At 45.8% G+C, this 18,816-nt stretch carries 17 protein-coding genes; 9 read left to right on the forward strand and 8 right to left on the reverse strand.

The window, feature by feature from the left end; translation table 11 throughout:
• Positions 1–252: 252 nt before the first annotated feature.
• The 7 genes from OQY15_RS07965 (at position 253) to OQY15_RS07995 (ending at position 8,835) form a co-directional block, all read left to right on the forward strand.
• A complete protein-coding gene (locus tag OQY15_RS07965; RefSeq protein ID WP_265789906.1) occupies positions 253–1,224 on the forward strand; it encodes a ribonucleoside-diphosphate reductase small subunit in 972 nt (323 codons plus the stop codon).
• Positions 1,225–1,250: 26 nt separating this feature from the next.
• Positions 1,251–3,629, forward strand: a complete 2,379-nt coding sequence (locus OQY15_RS07970; RefSeq protein ID WP_265789908.1) for a ribonucleoside-diphosphate reductase subunit alpha — start codon at positions 1,251–1,253, stop codon at positions 3,627–3,629.
• Positions 3,630–3,705: 76 nt separating this feature from the next.
• Positions 3,706–3,930 carry a cysteine-rich CWC family protein gene (locus tag OQY15_RS07975; RefSeq protein ID WP_265789910.1) on the forward strand — a complete coding sequence of 75 codons (225 nt, stop codon included), beginning with the start codon at positions 3,706–3,708 and terminating at the stop codon, positions 3,928–3,930.
• Positions 3,931–4,000: 70 nt separating this feature from the next.
• Positions 4,001–4,876 carry a carbon-nitrogen hydrolase gene (locus OQY15_RS07980; protein WP_265789912.1) on the forward strand — a complete coding sequence of 292 codons (876 nt, stop codon included), beginning with the start codon at positions 4,001–4,003 and terminating at the stop codon, positions 4,874–4,876.
• Positions 4,860–5,915, forward strand: a complete 1,056-nt coding sequence (locus tag OQY15_RS07985) for an agmatine deiminase family protein (RefSeq protein WP_265789914.1) — start codon at positions 4,860–4,862, stop codon at positions 5,913–5,915. The genes OQY15_RS07980 and OQY15_RS07985 overlap by 17 nt, the downstream gene beginning before the upstream one ends.
• A 17-nt stretch (positions 5,916–5,932) precedes the next feature.
• Positions 5,933–6,676: a 3-oxoacyl-[acyl-carrier-protein] reductase gene (gene fabG / locus OQY15_RS07990; RefSeq protein ID WP_265789917.1), complete on the forward strand. Its 744-nt coding sequence runs from the start codon at positions 5,933–5,935 to the stop codon at positions 6,674–6,676.
• Between the two features lie 74 nt (positions 6,677–6,750).
• Positions 6,751–8,835 carry a hypothetical protein gene (locus OQY15_RS07995; RefSeq protein ID WP_265789919.1) on the forward strand — a complete coding sequence of 695 codons (2,085 nt, stop codon included), beginning with the start codon at positions 6,751–6,753 and terminating at the stop codon, positions 8,833–8,835.
• On the opposite strand, the gene OQY15_RS08000 is transcribed toward OQY15_RS07995, so the two are convergent.
• The 5 genes from OQY15_RS08000 to carA all read right to left on the reverse strand — a co-directional run bounded on the left by OQY15_RS08000 (position 8,832) and on the right by carA (position 13,722).
• Positions 8,832–9,131 carry a septum formation initiator family protein gene (locus tag OQY15_RS08000; RefSeq protein ID WP_265789921.1) on the reverse strand — a complete coding sequence of 100 codons (300 nt, stop codon included), beginning with the start codon at positions 9,129–9,131 and terminating at the stop codon, positions 8,832–8,834. The two genes, OQY15_RS07995 and OQY15_RS08000, sit on opposite strands and share 4 nt — an antisense overlap.
• Positions 9,132–9,239: 108 nt before the next feature.
• Positions 9,240–10,532, reverse strand: coding sequence for a phosphopyruvate hydratase (gene eno, locus OQY15_RS08005; protein ID WP_265789923.1), 1,293 nt, complete (start codon positions 10,530–10,532; stop codon positions 9,240–9,242).
• 110 nt (positions 10,533–10,642) lie between these two features.
• Positions 10,643–11,734: an ABC transporter permease gene (locus OQY15_RS08010; protein ID WP_265789925.1), complete on the reverse strand. Its 1,092-nt coding sequence runs from the start codon at positions 11,732–11,734 to the stop codon at positions 10,643–10,645.
• A gap of 12 nt (positions 11,735–11,746) precedes the next feature.
• A complete protein-coding gene (locus OQY15_RS08015; protein WP_265789927.1) occupies positions 11,747–12,538 on the reverse strand; it encodes an ABC transporter ATP-binding protein in 792 nt (263 codons plus the stop codon).
• Positions 12,539–12,609: 71 nt separating this feature from the next.
• Positions 12,610–13,722 carry a glutamine-hydrolyzing carbamoyl-phosphate synthase small subunit gene (gene carA, locus OQY15_RS08020; RefSeq protein ID WP_265789929.1) on the reverse strand — a complete coding sequence of 371 codons (1,113 nt, stop codon included), beginning with the start codon at positions 13,720–13,722 and terminating at the stop codon, positions 12,610–12,612.
• 259 nt (positions 13,723–13,981) lie between these two features.
• On the opposite strand from carA, the gene panB reads away from it, so the two are divergent.
• Positions 13,982–14,797 carry a 3-methyl-2-oxobutanoate hydroxymethyltransferase gene (gene panB, locus OQY15_RS08025; protein WP_265789931.1) on the forward strand — a complete coding sequence of 272 codons (816 nt, stop codon included), beginning with the start codon at positions 13,982–13,984 and terminating at the stop codon, positions 14,795–14,797.
• The gene (locus OQY15_RS08030; protein WP_265789933.1) at positions 14,798–15,484 is read left to right on the forward strand and encodes an RluA family pseudouridine synthase; all 687 of its coding nucleotides are present in this window, start codon (positions 14,798–14,800) and stop codon (positions 15,482–15,484) included.
• Between the two features lie 11 nt (positions 15,485–15,495).
• Here OQY15_RS08030 and OQY15_RS08035 read toward each other — a convergent pair whose 3' ends face one another.
• Genes OQY15_RS08035 through OQY15_RS08045 form a run of 3 tightly spaced genes read right to left on the reverse strand, consistent with a single transcriptional unit; the run spans position 15,496 to position 18,812 of the window.
• On the reverse strand, positions 15,496–15,960 hold the full coding sequence (locus tag OQY15_RS08035) for a hypothetical protein (protein ID WP_265789935.1): 465 nt from the start codon (positions 15,958–15,960) through the stop codon (positions 15,496–15,498).
• 48 nt (positions 15,961–16,008) lie between these two features.
• Positions 16,009–17,397: a glycoside hydrolase family 30 beta sandwich domain-containing protein gene (locus OQY15_RS08040; protein ID WP_265789937.1), complete on the reverse strand. Its 1,389-nt coding sequence runs from the start codon at positions 17,395–17,397 to the stop codon at positions 16,009–16,011.
• A complete protein-coding gene (locus tag OQY15_RS08045; protein ID WP_265789939.1) occupies positions 17,397–18,812 on the reverse strand; it encodes a RagB/SusD family nutrient uptake outer membrane protein in 1,416 nt (471 codons plus the stop codon). The genes OQY15_RS08040 and OQY15_RS08045 overlap by 1 nt, the downstream gene beginning before the upstream one ends.
• Between the last annotated feature and the right edge of the window lie 4 nt (positions 18,813–18,816).

Genomic DNA, 18,816 nt, shown 5'->3' on the forward strand with positions numbered 1-18,816 from the left:
AATGTTATTCACATTTATACGGGATTGCTTTGTCCAGCCCTGAATCATTTACAACTTTCTAAAGTAATTTATCGGTAATCTTTTCCCCTTCATGTGGATAATTACGCACACTTGTTAACAACTATTGCTAACGAATAAATGCCTCAAAGTTTATATTTGTTATAATAAAAATCCTGTCAATCTTATCAAAATATTATTGGCTAAGGATTTAATAGCTAACCGCTTAGGCTTACATCATTTTTAAATTCAACCATGGAAGAAGAAGTATTACTGAAAGAGAACAAAGATCGCTTTGTCCTGTTGCCAATCAAGTACCCGGCAATCTGGGAAATGTACAAAAAGAGTGAAGCTAGTTTTTGGACAGCAGAAGAGATAGATCTCTCTGACGATCAGAAACACTGGGACAACCTGAATGATGGAGAGCGTCATTTTATCTCACATATCCTCGCGTTTTTCTCTGCCAGCGACGGTATCGTCAACGAAAACCTTGCTGTGAACTTCATGAGCGAAGTGCAGCTGCCCGAAGCACGCTGCTTCTATGGCTTCCAGATCATGATGGAGAATATCCATTCTGAAACCTATGCCTTACTGATAGACACCTACATCAAGGATGAAGCCGAGAAAGACAGGTTATTCCACGCCATCGAAACTGTACCATGTGTAAAGAAAAAAGCAGAATGGGCATTGAGATGGATCGATAACGGAAACTTTGCCGAGCGTCTGGTGGCTTTTGCTGCAGTTGAAGGTATTTTCTTCAGCGGTAGTTTCTGCTCGATCTTCTGGTTAAAGAAACGTGGCCTGATGCCGGGACTGACCTTCAGCAATGAGCTGATCTCAAGGGATGAAGGTATGCACTGCGAATTTGCCTGCCTGCTTTACAAAATGTTAAACAACAGACTATCACAGGAAGCTGTGCATGGTATTATCAAAGATGCCGTGGAGATCGAAAAAGAATTTGTAACTGACGCCCTGCCGGTTGCTTTAATTGGTATGAATGCCAAATTAATGTCCCAGTATATTGAGTTTGTGGCCGACAGATGGTCTGCAGAACTGGGATATGATAAAATATACAACGCCACTAACCCTTTTGATTTCATGGAAATGATTTCCTTACAGGGAAAAACCAACTTCTTCGAGAAACGTGTTGGTGATTACCAGAAAAGTGGAGTACTTACATCTTCAGAAGACAAAGCATCAGCTTTCTCCCTGGACGATGATTTTTAATTAGATAATACAAAACCCTAAGAAATATGTTTGTAGAAAAAAGAGATGGTCGCAAAGAAGCGGTGCGGTTTGATAAGATCACTGCCCGCATCGAGAAGTTATGTTATGGCTTTAATGCCGAATTGGTTGATCCTATTGATGTAGCCAAAAAGGTAATTGAAGGTTTATATGATGGCGTTACGACATCAGAATTAGATAACCTTGCCGCAGAAACTGCTGCCTCTTTAACTACCAAGCACCCTGATTATGCGCTGCTGGCATCAAGGATCGCTGTATCAAACCTGCATAAAAATACCACCAAGTCGTTTTCAAAAACGATGGAGATGCTGTACCGCTACGTAGACCCTAAAACTGACAAATCTGCTTCGCTGATTGCAGATGATGTATGGGCCGTGATCGAAGCCAATGCAGAAATCCTGGACAGTACGATTATCTATGACAGGGACTTCGGATTTGACTATTTCGGATTCAAAACCCTGGAAAAGTCATACCTGCTGAAAATCAATGGCGTGATCGTTGAGCGTCCGCAACACTTATATATGCGTGTGGCGGTGGGTATCCACAAAGGTGATATCGACAGTGTGATCGCTAGTTATAACCTGATGAGCGAGCGCTGGTTTACACATGGTACACCTACCTTGTTCAATGCCGGAACACCAAAACCACAGATGTCTTCATGCTTCCTGTTAACGATGCAGGATGACAGTATCGAAGGGATCTATGATACGCTTAAACAAACTGCCAAAATTTCACAAAGTGCCGGCGGTATCGGATTAAGCATCCACAACGTCAGGGCTACAGGTGCTTATATCAGCGGAACCAATGGTACCAGTAACGGTATCGTTCCAATGTTAAAAGTATTTAATGATACTGCACGTTATGTAGATCAGGGCGGTGGTAAACGTAAAGGTGCCTTCGCGATCTATTTAGAGCCATGGCATGCGGATGTGTTCTCCTTCCTCGATCTGCGTAAAAACCACGGTAAGGAAGAGATGCGTGCACGTGATTTATTCTATGCCCTTTGGATCTGCGACCTGTTTATGCAGCGCGTGGAGGAAAATGGCGAATGGAGCCTGTTTAGTCCGGATGAAGCACCGGGACTGGCCGACTGCTTTGGCAAGGAGTTCGAAGACTTATACACACGTTACGAAAAAGAAGGACGTGCCCGTAAAACGATCAAAGCACAGGAATTGTGGTTTGCCATCCTCGATTCACAAATCGAAACCGGAACACCATATCTTTTATATAAGGATGCTGCAAACAGCAAATCCAACCAGCAGAACTTAGGAACGATCAAAAGTTCCAACCTCTGTACAGAGATCATGGAGTACAGCTCTAAAGATGAGGTTGCCGTATGTAACCTGGCTTCGCTGGCACTGCCAAGGTTTGTGGTTAACGGAGAGTTTGATCACCAGAAGTTATATGAGGTGACATACCAGGCTACCGTAAACCTGAACAAGGTGATCGATCACAACTATTACCCGATCGAGGAAGCAAGGTATTCCAACATGCGTCACCGTCCCGTAGGTTTGGGTGTACAGGGATTGGCAGATGCCTTTATTCTGATGCGTCTTCCTTTTGAAAGTGATGGTGCCAAAGAACTGAACAAAGAGATCTTCGAAACGATTTACTTCGCGGCCATGACGGCTTCGCACGATCTTGCGCTGAAGGAAGGTGCTTACGAAACATTCAAAGGTTCTCCTTTGTCTGAAGGTAAGTTCCAGTTTGACCTCTGGAATGTAACACCGGCCAGCAACCGCTGGAACTGGGAAGACCTGCGTAAGAAGGTGGTAAAAGATGGTGTGCGTAACTCGCTGCTGGTAGCACCGATGCCTACGGCCTCTACTTCACAGATCCTTGGTAACAACGAATGTTTTGAGCCTTATACTTCAAACATCTACACCAGACGTGTACTGAGTGGTGAGTTTGTTGTCGTAAACAAACACTTGCTGAAAGACCTGGTTTCTCTGGGGTTATGGACACCAGCGATGAAAGACAGGATTATCCTGGCTAACGGATCTGTACAGGACATTGCAGAAATCCCTGATTATATCAAGGAACTGTATAAAACAGTATGGGAAATTAAAATGCGCAGCATCATTGATATGGCGGCCGATCGTGGTGCCTATATCTGCCAGTCGCAATCTCTCAACCTGTTTATCAATGCACCTAATACTTCCAAACTGACTTCAATGCACTTCTACGCATGGAAGAAAGGTCTGAAAACTGGTATGTACTACCTGCGTACGCAGGCAGCTGCACAGGCTGTTAAGTTCACGGTGGAGAACCAGGCCGGTAAAGCGATGGAGCCTGTGATCCCTGAGGTGATCGAGCAGGTTGTGGAAGAAATCACTGACGGCCCTGTTTGCTCTATGGAAGAAGGATGCATCAGCTGCTCAGGATAATCTAAATCTCATAAAGTTAAAGAGATAAAGTACGGTAATTCATTTTACCGTACTTTTGTTTTTTAAAACGGAGTCAATGGCTAAACACGAAATCATACCATGCGAGCGCTGCGGTTCGGCAATAGAGTGTAAGGCTAACTCCTATACCAAATGCCAGTGCAGTGTGGTACATCTCGATCTCAATGAGGTGCAGTATATCAGTGAGCACTATGACAGCTGTCTCTGTGCCAAATGCCTGTTTGAATTGCAGGATGAGTACAAGGATAGCCTTGTTTTACAGGTCCCTCCCGTATCCCCATAATCAGGGAAAAGATATCTGATAAGATCGGTTTCGATATTTTCTTTAACTTTGCACCACAAAATTTCATAGAATGGCTAAAGTACAAGTTGGATTGGTGCAGATGAGCTGTACCAGTAACAAACAAGAAAATTTAGATAAGGCAATTGTAAAGATCCGCGAGATTGCAGCGCAGGGTGCCCAGGTGGTGTGCCTGCAGGAATTGTTTACATCGCTGTATTTCTGCGATGAAGAAGATTATGAAAACTTCAAGCTTGCAGAAACTATTCCTGGTCCTTCAACCGATGCTTTGTCGGCCGTAGCTGCTGAACTGAACGTCGTGATCATAGCCTCTCTCTTTGAAAAAAGAGCTGAAGGGTTATACCACAATACTACTGCTGTATTGGATGCTGACGGTGCTTACCTGGGTAAATACCGCAAGATGCATATCCCTGATGATCCGGGCTTTTATGAGAAATTCTACTTTACTCCCGGCGATCTGGGATATAAGGTATTCAAAACGAAATATGCAAAAATTGGGGTGCTGATCTGCTGGGATCAGTGGTATCCTGAAGCTGCCCGTTTAACGGCGCTGATGGGTGCAGACTTCCTGGTTTACCCTACCGCAATCGGATGGGCAACCACACAGGATGAAGCCACCAATACTGAGCAATACAATGCATGGCAAACCATACAGCGTTCACATGCGATCGCCAACGGGGTACCTGTAGTGAGCATCAACCGTGTAGGTGAAGAAGCAGGCGTATCTTTCTGGGGCGGATCTTTTGTATCCAATCCATTCGGCTCGCTGCTGTACAAGGCTTCACATGATCAGGAAGAACTGAAAGTGGTAGAGCTGGATCTGACGCAGTCGAACAACTACAGAACACACTGGCCTTTCCTGCGTGACAGAAGAATTGACAGCTATTCGCAAATTACTAAAAGATATATTGATGACGAGTCTATTTGATCACTCGCCAAGGAGAGCCGGGTACCGCTTTCCGGCAGAATGGGAAAAACATGAAGCTACATGGCTCACATGGCCGCATAAAGAAGCCTCATGGCCCGGCAAACTGGATACGATCTATGCGCCGTACTGCGAATTTATCAAGATCGTGGCTACCGGAGAAAAAGTGCGTATCAATGTCAATGATGAGGCTACCAAAGCTTTTGCTATTGGCAAGCTGGAAGAAGCCGGTGCAGACCTGACGCAGATAGAGTTTTACTTTAACCCCAGCAATGATGCCTGGTGCCGTGATCACGGACCTGCTTTTCTGATCAACCCTGCGGCTGATGATAAAAAGGTGGTAGTAGATTGGGGCTACAATGCCTGGGGTAACAAATATCCGCCCTACGAGCTGGATGATGTGATCCCTACCAGGATTGCCGACCATTTCAGCCTGCCGGTATTTAACCCGGGTATCGTCATGGAAGGCGGATCTGTTGAATTTAACGGTGCCGGTACGATCTTAACCTCCAGGGCATGTCTGTTAAACGAAAACAGAAACCCTCATCTTAACCAGGAGCAGATAGAAGAGTACCTTAAAGAATGCTACGGTGCGCTGCAGGTGCTGTGGGTAGGCGATGGTATTGTTGGTGACGATACTGACGGGCATATTGATGACATCACCCGATTTGTAAACCCAAATACGGTATTAACGGTAATTGAGTCTAATCCCCTGGATGAAAACTATATCCTGCTGAAAGAAAACCTGGAAGAGCTGAAAGCAATGCGCCTGATCAACGGGATGCCCCTGAATATCGTGCAGCTGCCGATGCCTTCGCCCGTTATTCATGAAGACACCAGGCTGCCGGCTTCCTATGCCAACTTTTATATTGCCAATGCTGCCGTGATCGTACCTACTTTCAGGGATGTAAATGATGAGATCGCACTGGAAATTATCCGTGGTGTGTTCCCTGACAGAAAAGTGGTAGGTATAGATTCTACAGATATCATCTGGGGACTGGGTAGTTTTCACTGCCTGAGTCAGCAGGAACCCGCTATTTAATTATAAAAATATTATATATGAAATTATTAGAAGGAAAGACAGCACTGGTTACCGGTGCTTCGAAAGGCATAGGCCGCAAGATTGCAGAGAAATTTGCTGAGCAGGGCGCTAACGTAGCTTTCACCTATTTGTCTTCAGTAGAAAAAGGGGAAGCCCTGGAGCAGGAACTGCAATCTTTTGGAACAAAAATCAAAGGATACCGCTCTGATGCCTCAAAATTTGATGAAGCTGAAAAGCTGATCAATGATATTGTTGCTGAATTTGGAGCATTGGATATCGTAGTAAACAATGCCGGTATCACTAAAGACGGCCTGTTGATGCGTATGAGCGAAGAGCAGTGGGATGATGTCATCAATGTGAATCTGAAATCAGTGTTCAATGTAACTAAAGCAGCATCGAAGATCATGATGAAAGCCCGTAAAGGGTCATTCATCAACCTGAGCTCTGTAGTAGGTGTTCAGGGAAATGCCGGACAGGCGAACTATGCAGCTTCAAAATCAGGTATCATCGGCTTCTCTAAATCGGTAGCCAAAGAACTCGGTTCAAGAAATATCCGCACCAACGTTGTCGCTCCCGGATTTATCCGCACAGAGATGACAGAAGTGCTGGATCCGAAAGTAGTTAAGGGATGGGAAGAAGGTATTCCTTTGAAAAGAGCAGGAGAGCCTGAAGACGTGGCTAACGTTTGTGTGTTCCTGGCTTCAGACATGAGTGCTTACGTAACCGGACAGGTGCTGTCGGTTTGCGGCGGTATGTTATAGTCTGCAAACTGCAACAGATACTGGCGTCAGGGGTTCTCCCTGACGCTTTTTTTTTGCATCTTTACTTTCAGGCAATGGGCAATTCATTTACTTTCTATTCATTTTTAGCGGTACTGGGCTGCATACTGTCGGGGCTTTTCTTTGCGTGGCTGCTCTATGGTCGTGCTGAGGCAATGGCAAAGCGGATGCGGATTACGCTGGCTGCCCTCCGTGGGCTGGCCCTAGCATTGATCCTCTGGCTGTTATTTTCGCCGCTGATCAGGCAGATCAGCTACACGCTGGAGAAACCCATCATCGTGATCGCTCAGGACAATTCCCAGTCCATCACTGCAGTGATGCCTGCGGGTTTTGACAGTCTCCGTTACAGAAAATCTATTCAGGAGCTCAGAGATCAGTTATCGTCCAAATATGAGGTAAGAACATATAGCTTTGCTAATCAGGTAAGCCAGGGGCTTAATTTTAGCTATTCCGGCAAGCTGAGCAATGCATCGCTGCTGGTCAGTCAGCTGAAGGATGAACTGCTGAACAGAAACGTAGGGGCAGTAGTGCTTGCCACTGATGGCATATTCAACAGGGGAGGCAGTCCTGTCAATGACATTGCCGAACTAAAAGCACCCGTATATACCATCGCCCTTGGTGATACCACAGCACAGAAAGATGTGCTGATAGCAAATGTCAGCAGTAACGACCTCGTTTATCTGGATAATGATTTCAGGATTGAGGTGCAGGCAGAAGCCTATCAGTGCACTGGGATGGAGACAAGGCTGACCGTTTCCGAAAACGGAAAGAAACTCCATGAGCAACTCCTCAAAGTCAATTCGGCACAATTCATCAAAAACATACCTGTATCGCTCAAGGCGAATAGCCTCGGTACACACCAGTATACCATCAGCCTTTCTGCAGTATCAGGAGAGGTATCCCTGAAAAACAATACCCAAAAGCTGATCGTAGAGGTGATAGACGACCGGCAGAAGGTGCTGATTGCTGCTGCGGCGCCACATCCTGATCTGGCAGCGCTGAAAGGGGCCATAGCTCTGAACAAACACTATGAGGTATCCCTGCACACGGGAGAGGAGCTGGCGCGTGTTGATCCAAAAGTGTACGGACTGGTTATTCTTTACCAGTTGCCCGGCACTGCTGCTGATGCGGGCGCTTTCATGGAAAAGATCCGTTCTGCAAAGGTACCCCTGTGGTTTATTGTAGGCGCCCAGAGCAATATCAGTCAGTTTAACCAGCTGCAAAATGGTGTGAATATCGCTGCCAATGGCCGCGGAATAACCTATGCTTACAGTGATATCAACACAGGTACTTCGCTCTTCGACCTGGATGCGGCTTCCAGGAAAGTGGTAGAGAATTTTGATGCTTTGCAGGCGCCGGCAGGAGAGTTGAAAACCCTGGGCGACTTCCAGTCGATCCTGAACCAGCGCCGGGGCAAGCAACCTACGCAGCTGCCGCAATTGTTTTTTATGAACCTCAATGGCCGTAAAACCGGCTACCTCATCGGTGAAGGATTATGGAAATGGAAGTTCTCTGAAGCCAAAGAAAACCAGCAGGTGCCCGTATTCTCCTCCCTTATGGCTAAGGTGGTACAATACCTGTCTGTGCAGGATGATAAACGAAAGTTTGTGGTACGCCCGGCGAAACCGATCTTTGATGAAAATGAGCATATCCTCATCAATGCCAGCCTCTATAACGACAGCTATCTCCCCGTAAATACTGCCGATGTGTCTATCAGGCTGAAAAATGAAAGTGGTAAATCCTACAATTTCAGCTTCTCCAGATTTGAATCTGCCTACCAGCTGGATGCAGGCATATTGCCGCCGGGAAATTATAGTTATGTCGCCAGTACGGAAATCGGCAAACAGCAATACACAGCGAAGGGATCCTTTTTTATCAATGCGCTGGTGGCAGAGTTTCAGCAGACGGTAGCCAATCACCAGCTGCTGTTCCAGCTTTCAGAGCAGACAAATGGGAAACTGTATGGGGCTAACCAGGTACAGGATCTGCAGCGTGAATTATTGAAGAGCGGGCAGATGAAGACCCTGAGTTATGAAGACCGCAGGTATGATGAGCTGATCAACTTCAGGTGGCTGTTCGCCCTGTTGCTGCTGCTGCTCAGTACGGAGTGGTTTATCAGGAAAAGAAATGGCGCTGTTTAGTCTTTCGGCGTTTCCCGGATGATGATAAACACGTCTTCATTGTCCTTTTTCATGAAGTATTTCTCCCTGGCAAATTTTTCAGCAGTGTTCAGGTTGGTATTCAGTTCGTTGAGGTCTTTCTTTACTTTGGCAGTTTCCTTCTCATAGAAATCTTTCTCGTCCTGCAACTTGTTCACTTCTGCACGGTATTCGTATTGAGAGAGCATGTCATTTTTATCAAAGAATAACATCCATACCACAAAGGCTGCGGCCGACAGAAAGTATTTGTTCCTAAAGATATCCAGCACTCTGTTCATAAGACAAATGTATATAAAAAAAAACATCCGAAGTTTAAAACTCCGGATGTTTTTAAAATGCTCATATTCACGGATGTTAACAATCCATGTCAGCGAATAAGGAAAACCTTATTTTTTGATGAATCTGAAGTCTTTACCGATGAAACGTGCTGCAGAACCTAATTCTTCTTCAATACGTAACAACTGGTTGTATTTTGCGATCCTGTCTGAACGTGAAGCAGAACCGGTTTTGATCTGACCACAGTTTAATGCTACTGCCAAGTCAGCAATAGTAGTATCTTCAGTTTCGCCTGAACGGTGACTCATTACAGAAGTATAACCGCTGTTTTGTGCAAGTGTTACCGCGTTGATAGTTTCAGTTAATGAACCAATCTGGTTTACTTTAACCAGGATCGAGTTAGCGATGCTCTTATCGATACCTTGTTGTAAACGTTTTACGTTAGTTACGAACAAGTCGTCACCTACTAACTGTACTTTGTTACCGATAGCTAAAGTTAAAGCTTCCCATGCAGCCCAGTCATCCTCATCAAGACCATCCTCAATAGAAACGATAGGGTATTTGTTAGCCCAGTCTACCCAGTATTTCACCATCTCATCAGATGATAATTTCTCACCTGAAGATTTGTGGAAGTTATAAGTTTTGGTTTTTGAATCGTACATCTCAGATGCAGCAGCATCCATAGCGATCCAGATATCTTTTCCAGGAGTAAAACCGGCAGTTTCGATAGCAGTCAATACTGTTTCGATAGCCTCAACGTTTGAACCGATGTTTGGTGCAAAACCACCTTCGTCACCTACGTTTGTAGAATATCCTTTTTTCTTTAATACGTCTTTCAGGTGGTGAAATACCTGAGTTCCCATTTGAAGGGCCTCAGAGAAACTGCCTGCACCCAATGGCATAATCATAAACTCCTGGAAGTCAATTTTGTTATCCGCGTGAGCACCACCATTCAGGATGTTCATCATTGGTACAGGTAAAGTGTTTGCATTTACGCCGCCAATATAACGGTACAGTGGTTGTCTGCTCTCAGCAGCAGCAGCTTTGGCAACTGCCAAAGAAACGCCTAAGATCGCGTTAGCACCTAAATTACCTTTGTTTTCTGATCCGTCAAGGTCGATCATCGCTTTGTCAATCAGATTTTGCTCGAAAACATCAATTCCCTGAAGTTCTTTAGCAATTTTCTTGTTTACATTGTCAACAGCCTTTAAAACACCTTTGCCCATGTAGACTTTTTTATCACCGTCTCTTAATTCAACAGCTTCGTGTTTACCAGTACTTGCACCAGAAGGTACAGCCGCACGGCCCATCTGACCATTTTCAGTGATTACTTCTACTTCAACAGTAGGGTTACCTCTTGAATCGAGGATTTGCCTTGCATGAACATCAATAATTAAACTCATTTTATTTGTTTTAAGTGTTATATATCCTTAGTGTAAATATTACAATTACCCAGTTGATAATCAAAGTTAAAATAAAATTTAAACTATAGGGACGGATTGCCCTATAAAAATTACTCCCACTTGAAAACCTTGACTGCCAGTGCGTAGATTCCAACACCCCAGACCAGCATAATCAAAATCTGTAATTTCACATCCCATAGTCCTGCGCCCTCAAATGCAACCTTGCGCATCGCGTCGTTCAGATAGGTCAGGGGCAGGGCGCGGCTGATCGGCTGCAGCCATACCGGGAAATGGTCTATCGAGAAAAAAGTGCCCGACAATAGAAACTGGGGCAGGGTAATAATATTGGCGATCGGTGGAATAGTACTTTCACTCTTGGCAATGCCCGATACCACAAAGCCGAAGCCCATAAAGACCACCAGCCCGATAATAGAAAGGATAAGCATATTGAGCACCGTCAGCGCCCCGTGTATCAGCGTAAAATGAAAAAAGAAATGGCCGATGAGGATGATAAATATCGCTCCCAGCAGGGCAAAGCCGATTCTTGCCAGTCCCTCACCCAGAATGATGCTCGCCCGTTTTACCGGTGTCGCAAAAAAACGTTTGATCACCAGGGTTTGCCTCAGGCTGAAAAAAACGAAGGCCGTACCAAAAACACCCGTACTCAGCAGCGAGAAACCCAGCTGCCCCGGTAAAATAAAGTCGATCGTTCTGTATGTCCTGCCATGCACGGTGCTCTCCCTGAACTCCGCTACCGAAGGTTTCAGGTCTCTGCTGTTCAGGCTGTACATCAGGTTGTTCAATACCGATTTAAGGATATTCCCCTTATCCGGCGCAGCCGAGGTATACCTCACATCCGCCAGGTAGGCTGGCTGCGGCGCTATATTTTTATGCACATCGATTACTCCGGCAATATTACCTTTTTCCAGTTCCTGGTCGATCTCTGCCGCAGTTTTATCTTTCAGCAGCTTCACTACAGATGTTGATTCCAGGGTCTTGATCACAGGGTTCTCCAGGTCCGATCCCGGAGCAATAGCCAGGTCTACCTTAATGCCACCGCCACCCAGAAATCCGAAAACAAGGATAAATATCAGCGGGAAAGCTAAAGTGAAGACTACGGCCGAAGGGCTGCGCATGATCGAGCGGAAACTTGCTTTGGCAAGCGCAAGGGTAGCCTTGGTATGGTTATAGGGTTTGTTCATTGTAGGTATCTTTTAGCCTTCGCGCCATTCTCTGCCCGTCAGGCTGATGAAAACATCCTCCAGGTTGGCCTTTTTTACTTCCTTTTTCCGTTCAAAACCACGGCTCAGCAACTGATCGATGAGGTTATCCGGGGTATCCAGAGCGATGATTTCGCCATGCTCCACAAAGGCAACACGGTCGCACAGCTGCTCGGCTTCGTCCATATAATGTGTAGTGATCACTACGGTAGTTCCATTTTTCCTGATCTCAGTGATCAGGTCCCAGAGGTTTCTCCTGGCCTGCGGATCAAGTCCGGTAGTAGGTTCATCCAGAAAGATGATCTTCGGAGAATTGAGCAGGGTGGTAGCAATAGAAAAACGCTGCTTCTGCCCGCCCGAAAGGGCTTTGTATTTTGCTTTTGCCTTATCCTGCAGGTTTACCTTCTCCAGCATCTCCATCGGTTTGATGTTTACGCCATACAGACCTGCAAAAAGTTCCATCAGCTCTACCAGGTTCAGGTTTGGATAGTATCCTGCCGCCTGCAGCTGCACCCCGATGATACGTTTGATCGCATTGGCATCCTGATCTACAGAAAGGCCATCCACGAAGATCTCACCGGAAGTTTTCTCCCGCAGGGTCTCAATGATTTCCAGCGTCGTCGTTTTACCTGCGCCATTGGGACCCAGCAGCCCGAAAATCTCGTTTTCATAGACATCAAAGCTCAGGCCCTTCACCGCTTTGAAGTCGGCATAACTTTTTACAAGATTACGGACACTGATAATGGCATTGTTGCTATCCATAGGATAAATGTAATTAGGTTTCATGCAAAAAGGATTGTTTTTACACAATCCTTTTCAAATATGGCTGTCAAATGATGATTAAACGCGGGTAGGGATTACCAGGTTTTCTCAGCACCGATCATGTTCACAAAATCATCAAACAGGTAACGTGAATCATGCGGACCCGGAGAAGATTCAGGGTGGTACTGTACCGAGAATGCTCTCTTGCCTTTTACACGGATACCTTCGATCGACTGATCGTTGAGGTTGATGTGGGTAATTTCTACTTTATCTGAGTTTCTCACTTCGTCAGGGATCACACCAAAACCGTGGTTCTGGGAAGTTACCTCGCAGTGATTTTTAATGATATTTTTAACCGGGTGGTTTAAGCCCCTGTGGCCGTTGAACATCTTCATCGTACCGATACCGTTTGCCTGTGCCAGTAACTGGTGACCTAAACAGATACCGAACAATGGTTTGTCTGCCTCAAGGATCTCTTTTACGGTTTCAATGGCATATGGCATCGCTGCCGGATCACCAGGGCCGTTAGAGATGAAATAAGCATCAGCACCCCATTTTTCCATTTCTGCAAATGAAGTCTTAGCCGGGAACACTTGTACATATAAATCCCTGTTATCAAAGTTACGCAGGGTGTTTTTCTTGATCCCGAAATCTACTGCCGCTACTTTATATTTAGCTTCAGGAGAACCATAGAAATAAGGTTCTTTGGTAGATACCTGTGAAGACAGCTCAAGACCGTCCATTGATGGTACGCTTGCCAGTTTTGCTTTCAGTTCATCAATGTCAGTAATTTCTGAAGAGATGATCGCATTCATTGCCCCCTGGTCCCTGATCTTTCTTACCAGTGAACGGGTGTCGATGTCTGAAATACCCACTATGTTCTCATTCTGGAAATAATCCTGGATCGATTCACTTGCTTCTTTACGGCTGTAACCTATGTTGTAATTCTTACAAACCAAACCTGCAATTTTGATCGAATCTGATTCGATTTCCTCTTTATGGATTCCGTAATTACCGATATGGGCATTGGTAGTGACCATGATCTGACCAAAGTAAGAAGGATCAGTAAAAATTTCCTGATACCCTGTCATTCCGGTATTGAAACAAATCTCTCCTGTTGTTGTACCAATTTTTCCGGCAGCTTTACCGTGGTAAACGGTACCGTCAGCCAATAACAAGATCGCAGGTAACTTGGTGTAGTTAGTCATTGTAATTAAAATGAGAAAATAATTTGAAAAAAGGGGTTAATGAACCGGAGATTAACGGATTGATACCGTTGTAAGAGCTTAAAAATATAGTGTTGAATACTCCGTTCATTTCGGGATACAAAGATACGTTTTTGCGGAGTTAAATCAAGATTTTTTTTGAAAGGATTAAAATGTTACGTTCCATGCCGGAGATAATAAGTGTGAAGACACCGGTTTCTCAAATGAATACCCTAATTTTGTCCGCTTAAAGCATAAATTTATGTCTGTAAATAAAGAAGTAAAACGTATCACGACCCACATACTGCAGGAAATGAAGCATCGTGGCGAAAAAATATCGATGTTAACAGCCTATGATTATTCCATGGCTACCGTTCTCGATGATGCAGGTCTGGATGTTTTATTGGTAGGTGATTCAGCATCGAATGTAATGGCTGGTCACGAAACTACATTGCCTATCACGCTGGATCAGATGATCTATCATGCACAGGGTGTAGTAAGGGGAGCTACCCGCGCTTTTGTAGTGGTAGACCTTCCATTTGGCTCATACCAGGGTAACTCCAAGGAAGCACTGAGCTCAGCCATCAGGATCATGAAAGAATCCGGAGCCCATGGGGTAAAACTTGAAGGGGGAACGGAGATAGTGGATTCTATCGAAAGGATCATCACTGCAGGGATCCCGGTGATGGGACACCTGGGCTTAACGCCACAGTCGATTTATAAATTCGGTACCTATACGGTGAGAGCCAAAGATGAAGCCGAAGCAGAGAAACTTAAAACCGATGCAAAGGCGCTGCAGGACGCAGGATGTTTTGCCGTGGTACTCGAAAAGATCCCGGCAGCACTGGCTAAAGAAGTAGCTGAAAGCCTGCACATCCCTGTCATCGGTATCGGTGCGGGTCAGCACTGCGACGGACAAGTGTTGGTGGTAAACGATATGATCGGTTTAACCAAAGGCTTTAAGCCGCGTTTCCTTCGCCAGTATGTGAACCTGTACGAAGAAATCCTGGGTGCAGCAAAATCATATATCAGAGACGTGAAAGCGAACGACTTTCCAAATGAAAAGGAGCAATACTAAATGCCGGTAACAGACAAAGACATACTCTTCGAAGATAATCACCTGATCGCCATCAACAAGCGGGCAGGTGATATCGTACAGGTAGACGAAACCAAAGATGAGCCTTTGGATGAGATGGTAAAAAAGTACATTGCCGTAAAATATAACAAACCCGGAAGTGCTTTTCTGGGCGTTGTGCACCGGCTGGACCGCCCCGTGAGTGGGGTTATCCTTTTTGCCAAAACCAGTAAGGCACTGGAGCGCATGAATGCAGTTTTTAAAAACCGTGAGGTAAAGAAAACCTATTGGGCAATTGTGCGCAACAAACCTGCCGTACCTTCAGCAACGCTGGTACACTGGCTGGTGAAGAATCCGAAGACCAATGTGGTTACCCCGCATCTGAAAGAAGTGGAGGGCAGCCAGCGCGCAGAGCTGAGCTACAGGCTGCTGGGTGAACTTGGTGGCTACTACCTCATTGAAGTGGACCCCCTTACAGGACGCTCACACCAGATCAGGGTGCAGCTGTCAACCATGGGATGCCCGATTGTGGGCGATAACAAATACGGCTACCCAAGGGGCAGCCGTAAAGGTAGTATCTGTTTACATGCACGCAGGCTGCAGTTTTTACATCCCGTAAAAAAGGAGCCTGTAAATATATTTGCCAAACTGCCGGTCGATGGCTTTTGGGAGCGTTTCGAAGGATTTTAAATTCGGAACGCTTACTTGCAATCTACTGCCGTCAGCCCCACAGCACTGATGAACTTCAGGCTGCTGATCTGCTTAAAGACCATCTTGCCATCTTTCTCTTCCGTATCACCATAGCCCTCCAGCAACTGGTCGCCTTTTTTCAGAAACACCACTTGTCTTACTGAGGTTACCCCTTCGCCTTTGGCCGTGTAATCTGCAATAATGGTATCTCCCTTGATAATTCCATTGATCTGACCAGAGTTTTTGTCCTTCTCAAACAGGTTATTGCTAAACTCCCCAGCGATGGTGTTTCCCGCCTTCGTATAGGACAGCGTAACTGTATCCCTGTTTTTCATTGAAGCATAACATGCTTTGGAGGATGACACTGCAGTATCCGGCGCTGTCGCCAGGCTGTCAATTTTCTCTTCGGTAGTTTTGCTCTGGCAGGCAGCCATACAGACCGCCAGCCCGCCAAATAGTACAATCAGTTTTTTCATATGTGTGCTTTTTAATTTTTCAGCAATAGCCTTGCCAAAGCAAATGTTTTACCACACAAATGTTCCTACGGCACCACCAGCAAGCACAGCGGTTACGGCCTTGCCTTTGCTGCGGATATTAAAGGTCTGCTCTTCACTGTTCACATTCGCAACGATCAGCACTGTTTTTCCTTCTGGTGTCTCAAATGCTACATTTTGCAAATCACCAGTAATGTCAGATGCAATCCTTTTCGATCCCGGGCTCACAAATTTTGAAGCATGGCCGATCACATAGTAGGCAACATTTTTGCTTACCTCAGGACTGATCGTAAGGGCGCCCAGACAAGTGACACATCCGCCTTTTGTATGCGGACCATAGGAAGGATCTGCGGCCAGGTTCCACTCCAGCACATTGCGGCTCCAGTTGCGGGTAGCACCAATGATCAGCGTAGATACATGCCATTTCAGGTCTTCATCAAATTTACCCGGGCCACCCACCCATTGCTCGGTGAAGTACAGGTTTTTATCAGGATGTACATTGTGCACAGCAGTTAAGGCAGAAATCTTTCCGGCATATAAATGGAAGGCAGAACCATCTATATAAGGCTTCGCTTCCGGATCATTCAGGATGTCCAGGGGATAGTCAGGTCTGTCTGCATTGTGGTCATATAAAATGATCTTGGTTTTGATACCCGATGATTTGAACAGAGGTCCCAGAGCAGTTTTGATAAAAATCGCCTGGTCTTTGGCTTCCATATACATGCTCGGTACATTGCCCGGATGAAGAGGCTCGTTCTGTATCGTGATCGCATCAATGGTGATCCCCTGAGCTTTCATTGCTTCGATATATTTAACGAAATATTTTGCGTACGACTGGTAATACTCAGGTTTAAGGCTACCTCCTTTGAAGTTGTTGTTGGTCTTCATCCAGGTGGGGGGCGACCAGGGTGAACCGAGGATCTTAATGTTTGGCTGGATGGCAATGATCTTCTTCAATACCGGCACCAGCGCGCCCATGTCCTTGCTGATGGAAAACTTTGCCTGTTCAACATCCGTTTGTCCCGCTGGCAGGTCATTGTAGGTAAAGGTATCGGCACTCATATCAGAGGCACCGATGCTTACCCGGATGTAGCTCACCCCGATACCATCCTTTTCCGTAGAAAACAGATTTTGCAGCAGCGAGTCCTGCGCCGCAGGGGCCATCGCATGGATCAGACCGGCACTGCCACCGGTAAGGGTATACCCGAAGCCGTCAATGCTCTGGAACTTTTTGGATGCATCAACAGTAATGGTCGGGTTGGCATTATCAACCTCCGTAAAATTCATGACCGCATCCTGCTTTGCCAGCAGGGCAGAACGGTCACCTTTGGTAAGCCAGAAGGAAACGTCGCTCGAAGTTTTTTTCGCTGAACAAGCCGATAGGGCCATCGCAACAGCACATATGATATATCTCTTCATTATTTATTGATATTTGGATTTCTGTCAACCTCTGCCTGAGGGATAGGGAAGTATAGTTTTGCTGCGGTCACGTTATAGTTCAATAAACCACCGTTACCGTCTCTTTGTGCATTCATGACAGTAATAGCCCTGTTGGTTCTCAGCAGGTCGAACCATCTGTGGCCTTCAAATGCAAGTTCCAGACGGCGCTCTTTCTCAATCGCCAGACGCATGGATGCCTGATCTGCTGCCGGCGTACCTGCCAGACTAACCCTTCTCCGGATCTGGTCTACAATCACTTTCGACTGTGACCAGCCGCTGCCACTGATCTCGTTCAGTGCCTCAGCTTTTAACAGCAGGATATCCGCCAGACGCAACATATAGATATTGGTTTTGGTATCCGCCCTGAATTTGTTGATGAAAGGGTATTTCGATTTTGGCCAGTAATTGTCTGACCATCCGTCTGAGCTGACATCTTTAAACAGCACACTCGCATTTTTACGGATGGCATCACCTTCGTTGTCGTATGCCGTTACCAGGTCATTGGTTGGGGTATCAAACCTTTTCCATCCTGTACCAGTAATAATTCCCGGCATCCAGTTACTATGCTGACTGCCGTCAAACTGCATCTCCCAGATAGATTCGGAGTTGTTCTCATTCGCTTCATCAAACAGGCCGCTGAAATTGGCAAACAGTGTATAACCACCTCCGATCACTGCATCGGCATAGGTATTCACTTTCGCCCAGTCGGGCGTAGGTTTAGACGCATGTACTTTCGCCAGCAAGGCATTTGCTGCGCCTTTGGTAAAGATTCCCTTGTTTGCAGCGCTGCTCATCGCATTGGTTGCTGCAAATTCAAGATCTGTAATGATCTGGGCATATACCGCATCTACCGTGGCCTTTGCAGGCTGTGTTTCGGCAATGGTCGACGGTGTTTTCAGGATCAGTGGCACCGGTCCAAATAACCTTACCAGGTTAAAGTAAGCATAGGCACGTAAACCACTTGCTTCTGCCAGGATCTGGTTTCTTCTGCCGCCGGCATCCAGCGCCGCGTCATTGATCTTCGGCACATTCTCCAAAACCTCATTGGCATTTTTGATATCTCCGTAGAGTGCCGACCAGTCCCTGGATACGTTGCCATTGGTGGCATTTGGTGTGAACAGGTCGATCTGTATATTTGCCTGGTTATCACCTCCTGCGTAGCAATTGTCAGATTGTACATCCCCATTTACCTGGTAATCCCAGATGTTATAGTCGTTGTATCTTCCGTCATAGGCACCCTTGATTAACTTTTCCGCTGCTGCGGCATCGGTAAATGCCTGGTCGGCCGTTACCTGGTTAATCGGTTTTTTATCTAAAAAATCTTTTTTGCAGCCAGATTGAACTGAGAGGACAAAAGCCCCGGCGGCGATCAGTGAATATATTTTTGAGTTCATTTTT

The sequence above is a fragment of the Pedobacter sp. MC2016-15 genome (assembly GCF_026239695.1).
Lineage (GTDB): Bacteria > Bacteroidota > Bacteroidia > Sphingobacteriales > Sphingobacteriaceae > Pedobacter.

Bases quoted from the DNA above. Each gene is read 5' to 3' on its own strand.
- OQY15_RS08040 (WP_265789937.1), bottom strand. From the start codon at position 17,397: ATGAAGAGATATATCATATGTGCTGTTGCGATGGCCCTATCGGCTTGT.
- panB (WP_265789931.1), top strand. From the start codon at position 13,982: ATGTCTGTAAATAAAGAAGTAAAACGTATCACGACCCACATACTGCAG.
- OQY15_RS08000 (WP_265789921.1), bottom strand. From the start codon at position 9,131: ATGAACAGAGTGCTGGATATCTTTAGGAACAAATACTTTCTGTCGGCC.
- OQY15_RS08015 (WP_265789927.1), bottom strand. From the start codon at position 12,538: ATGAAACCTAATTACATTTATCCTATGGATAGCAACAATGCCATTATC.
- OQY15_RS07980 (WP_265789912.1), top strand. From the start codon at position 4,001: ATGGCTAAAGTACAAGTTGGATTGGTGCAGATGAGCTGTACCAGTAAC.
- carA (WP_265789929.1), bottom strand. From the start codon at position 13,722: ATGACTAACTACACCAAGTTACCTGCGATCTTGTTATTGGCTGACGGT.
- OQY15_RS07975 (WP_265789910.1), top strand. From the start codon at position 3,706: ATGGCTAAACACGAAATCATACCATGCGAGCGCTGCGGTTCGGCAATA.
- OQY15_RS08030 (WP_265789933.1), top strand. From the start codon at position 14,798: ATGCCGGTAACAGACAAAGACATACTCTTCGAAGATAATCACCTGATC.
- OQY15_RS08010 (WP_265789925.1), bottom strand. From the start codon at position 11,734: ATGAACAAACCCTATAACCATACCAAGGCTACCCTTGCGCTTGCCAAA.
- eno (WP_265789923.1), bottom strand. From the start codon at position 10,532: ATGAGTTTAATTATTGATGTTCATGCAAGGCAAATCCTCGATTCAAGA.
- fabG (WP_265789917.1), top strand. From the start codon at position 5,933: ATGAAATTATTAGAAGGAAAGACAGCACTGGTTACCGGTGCTTCGAAA.
- OQY15_RS07995 (WP_265789919.1), top strand. From the start codon at position 6,751: ATGGGCAATTCATTTACTTTCTATTCATTTTTAGCGGTACTGGGCTGC.
- OQY15_RS07970 (WP_265789908.1), top strand. From the start codon at position 1,251: ATGTTTGTAGAAAAAAGAGATGGTCGCAAAGAAGCGGTGCGGTTTGAT.
- OQY15_RS07965 (WP_265789906.1), top strand. From the start codon at position 253: ATGGAAGAAGAAGTATTACTGAAAGAGAACAAAGATCGCTTTGTCCTG.
- OQY15_RS08035 (WP_265789935.1), bottom strand. From the start codon at position 15,960: ATGAAAAAACTGATTGTACTATTTGGCGGGCTGGCGGTCTGTATGGCT.
- OQY15_RS08045 (WP_265789939.1), bottom strand. From the start codon at position 18,812: ATGAACTCAAAAATATATTCACTGATCGCCGCCGGGGCTTTTGTCCTC.
- OQY15_RS07985 (WP_265789914.1), top strand. From the start codon at position 4,860: ATGACGAGTCTATTTGATCACTCGCCAAGGAGAGCCGGGTACCGCTTT.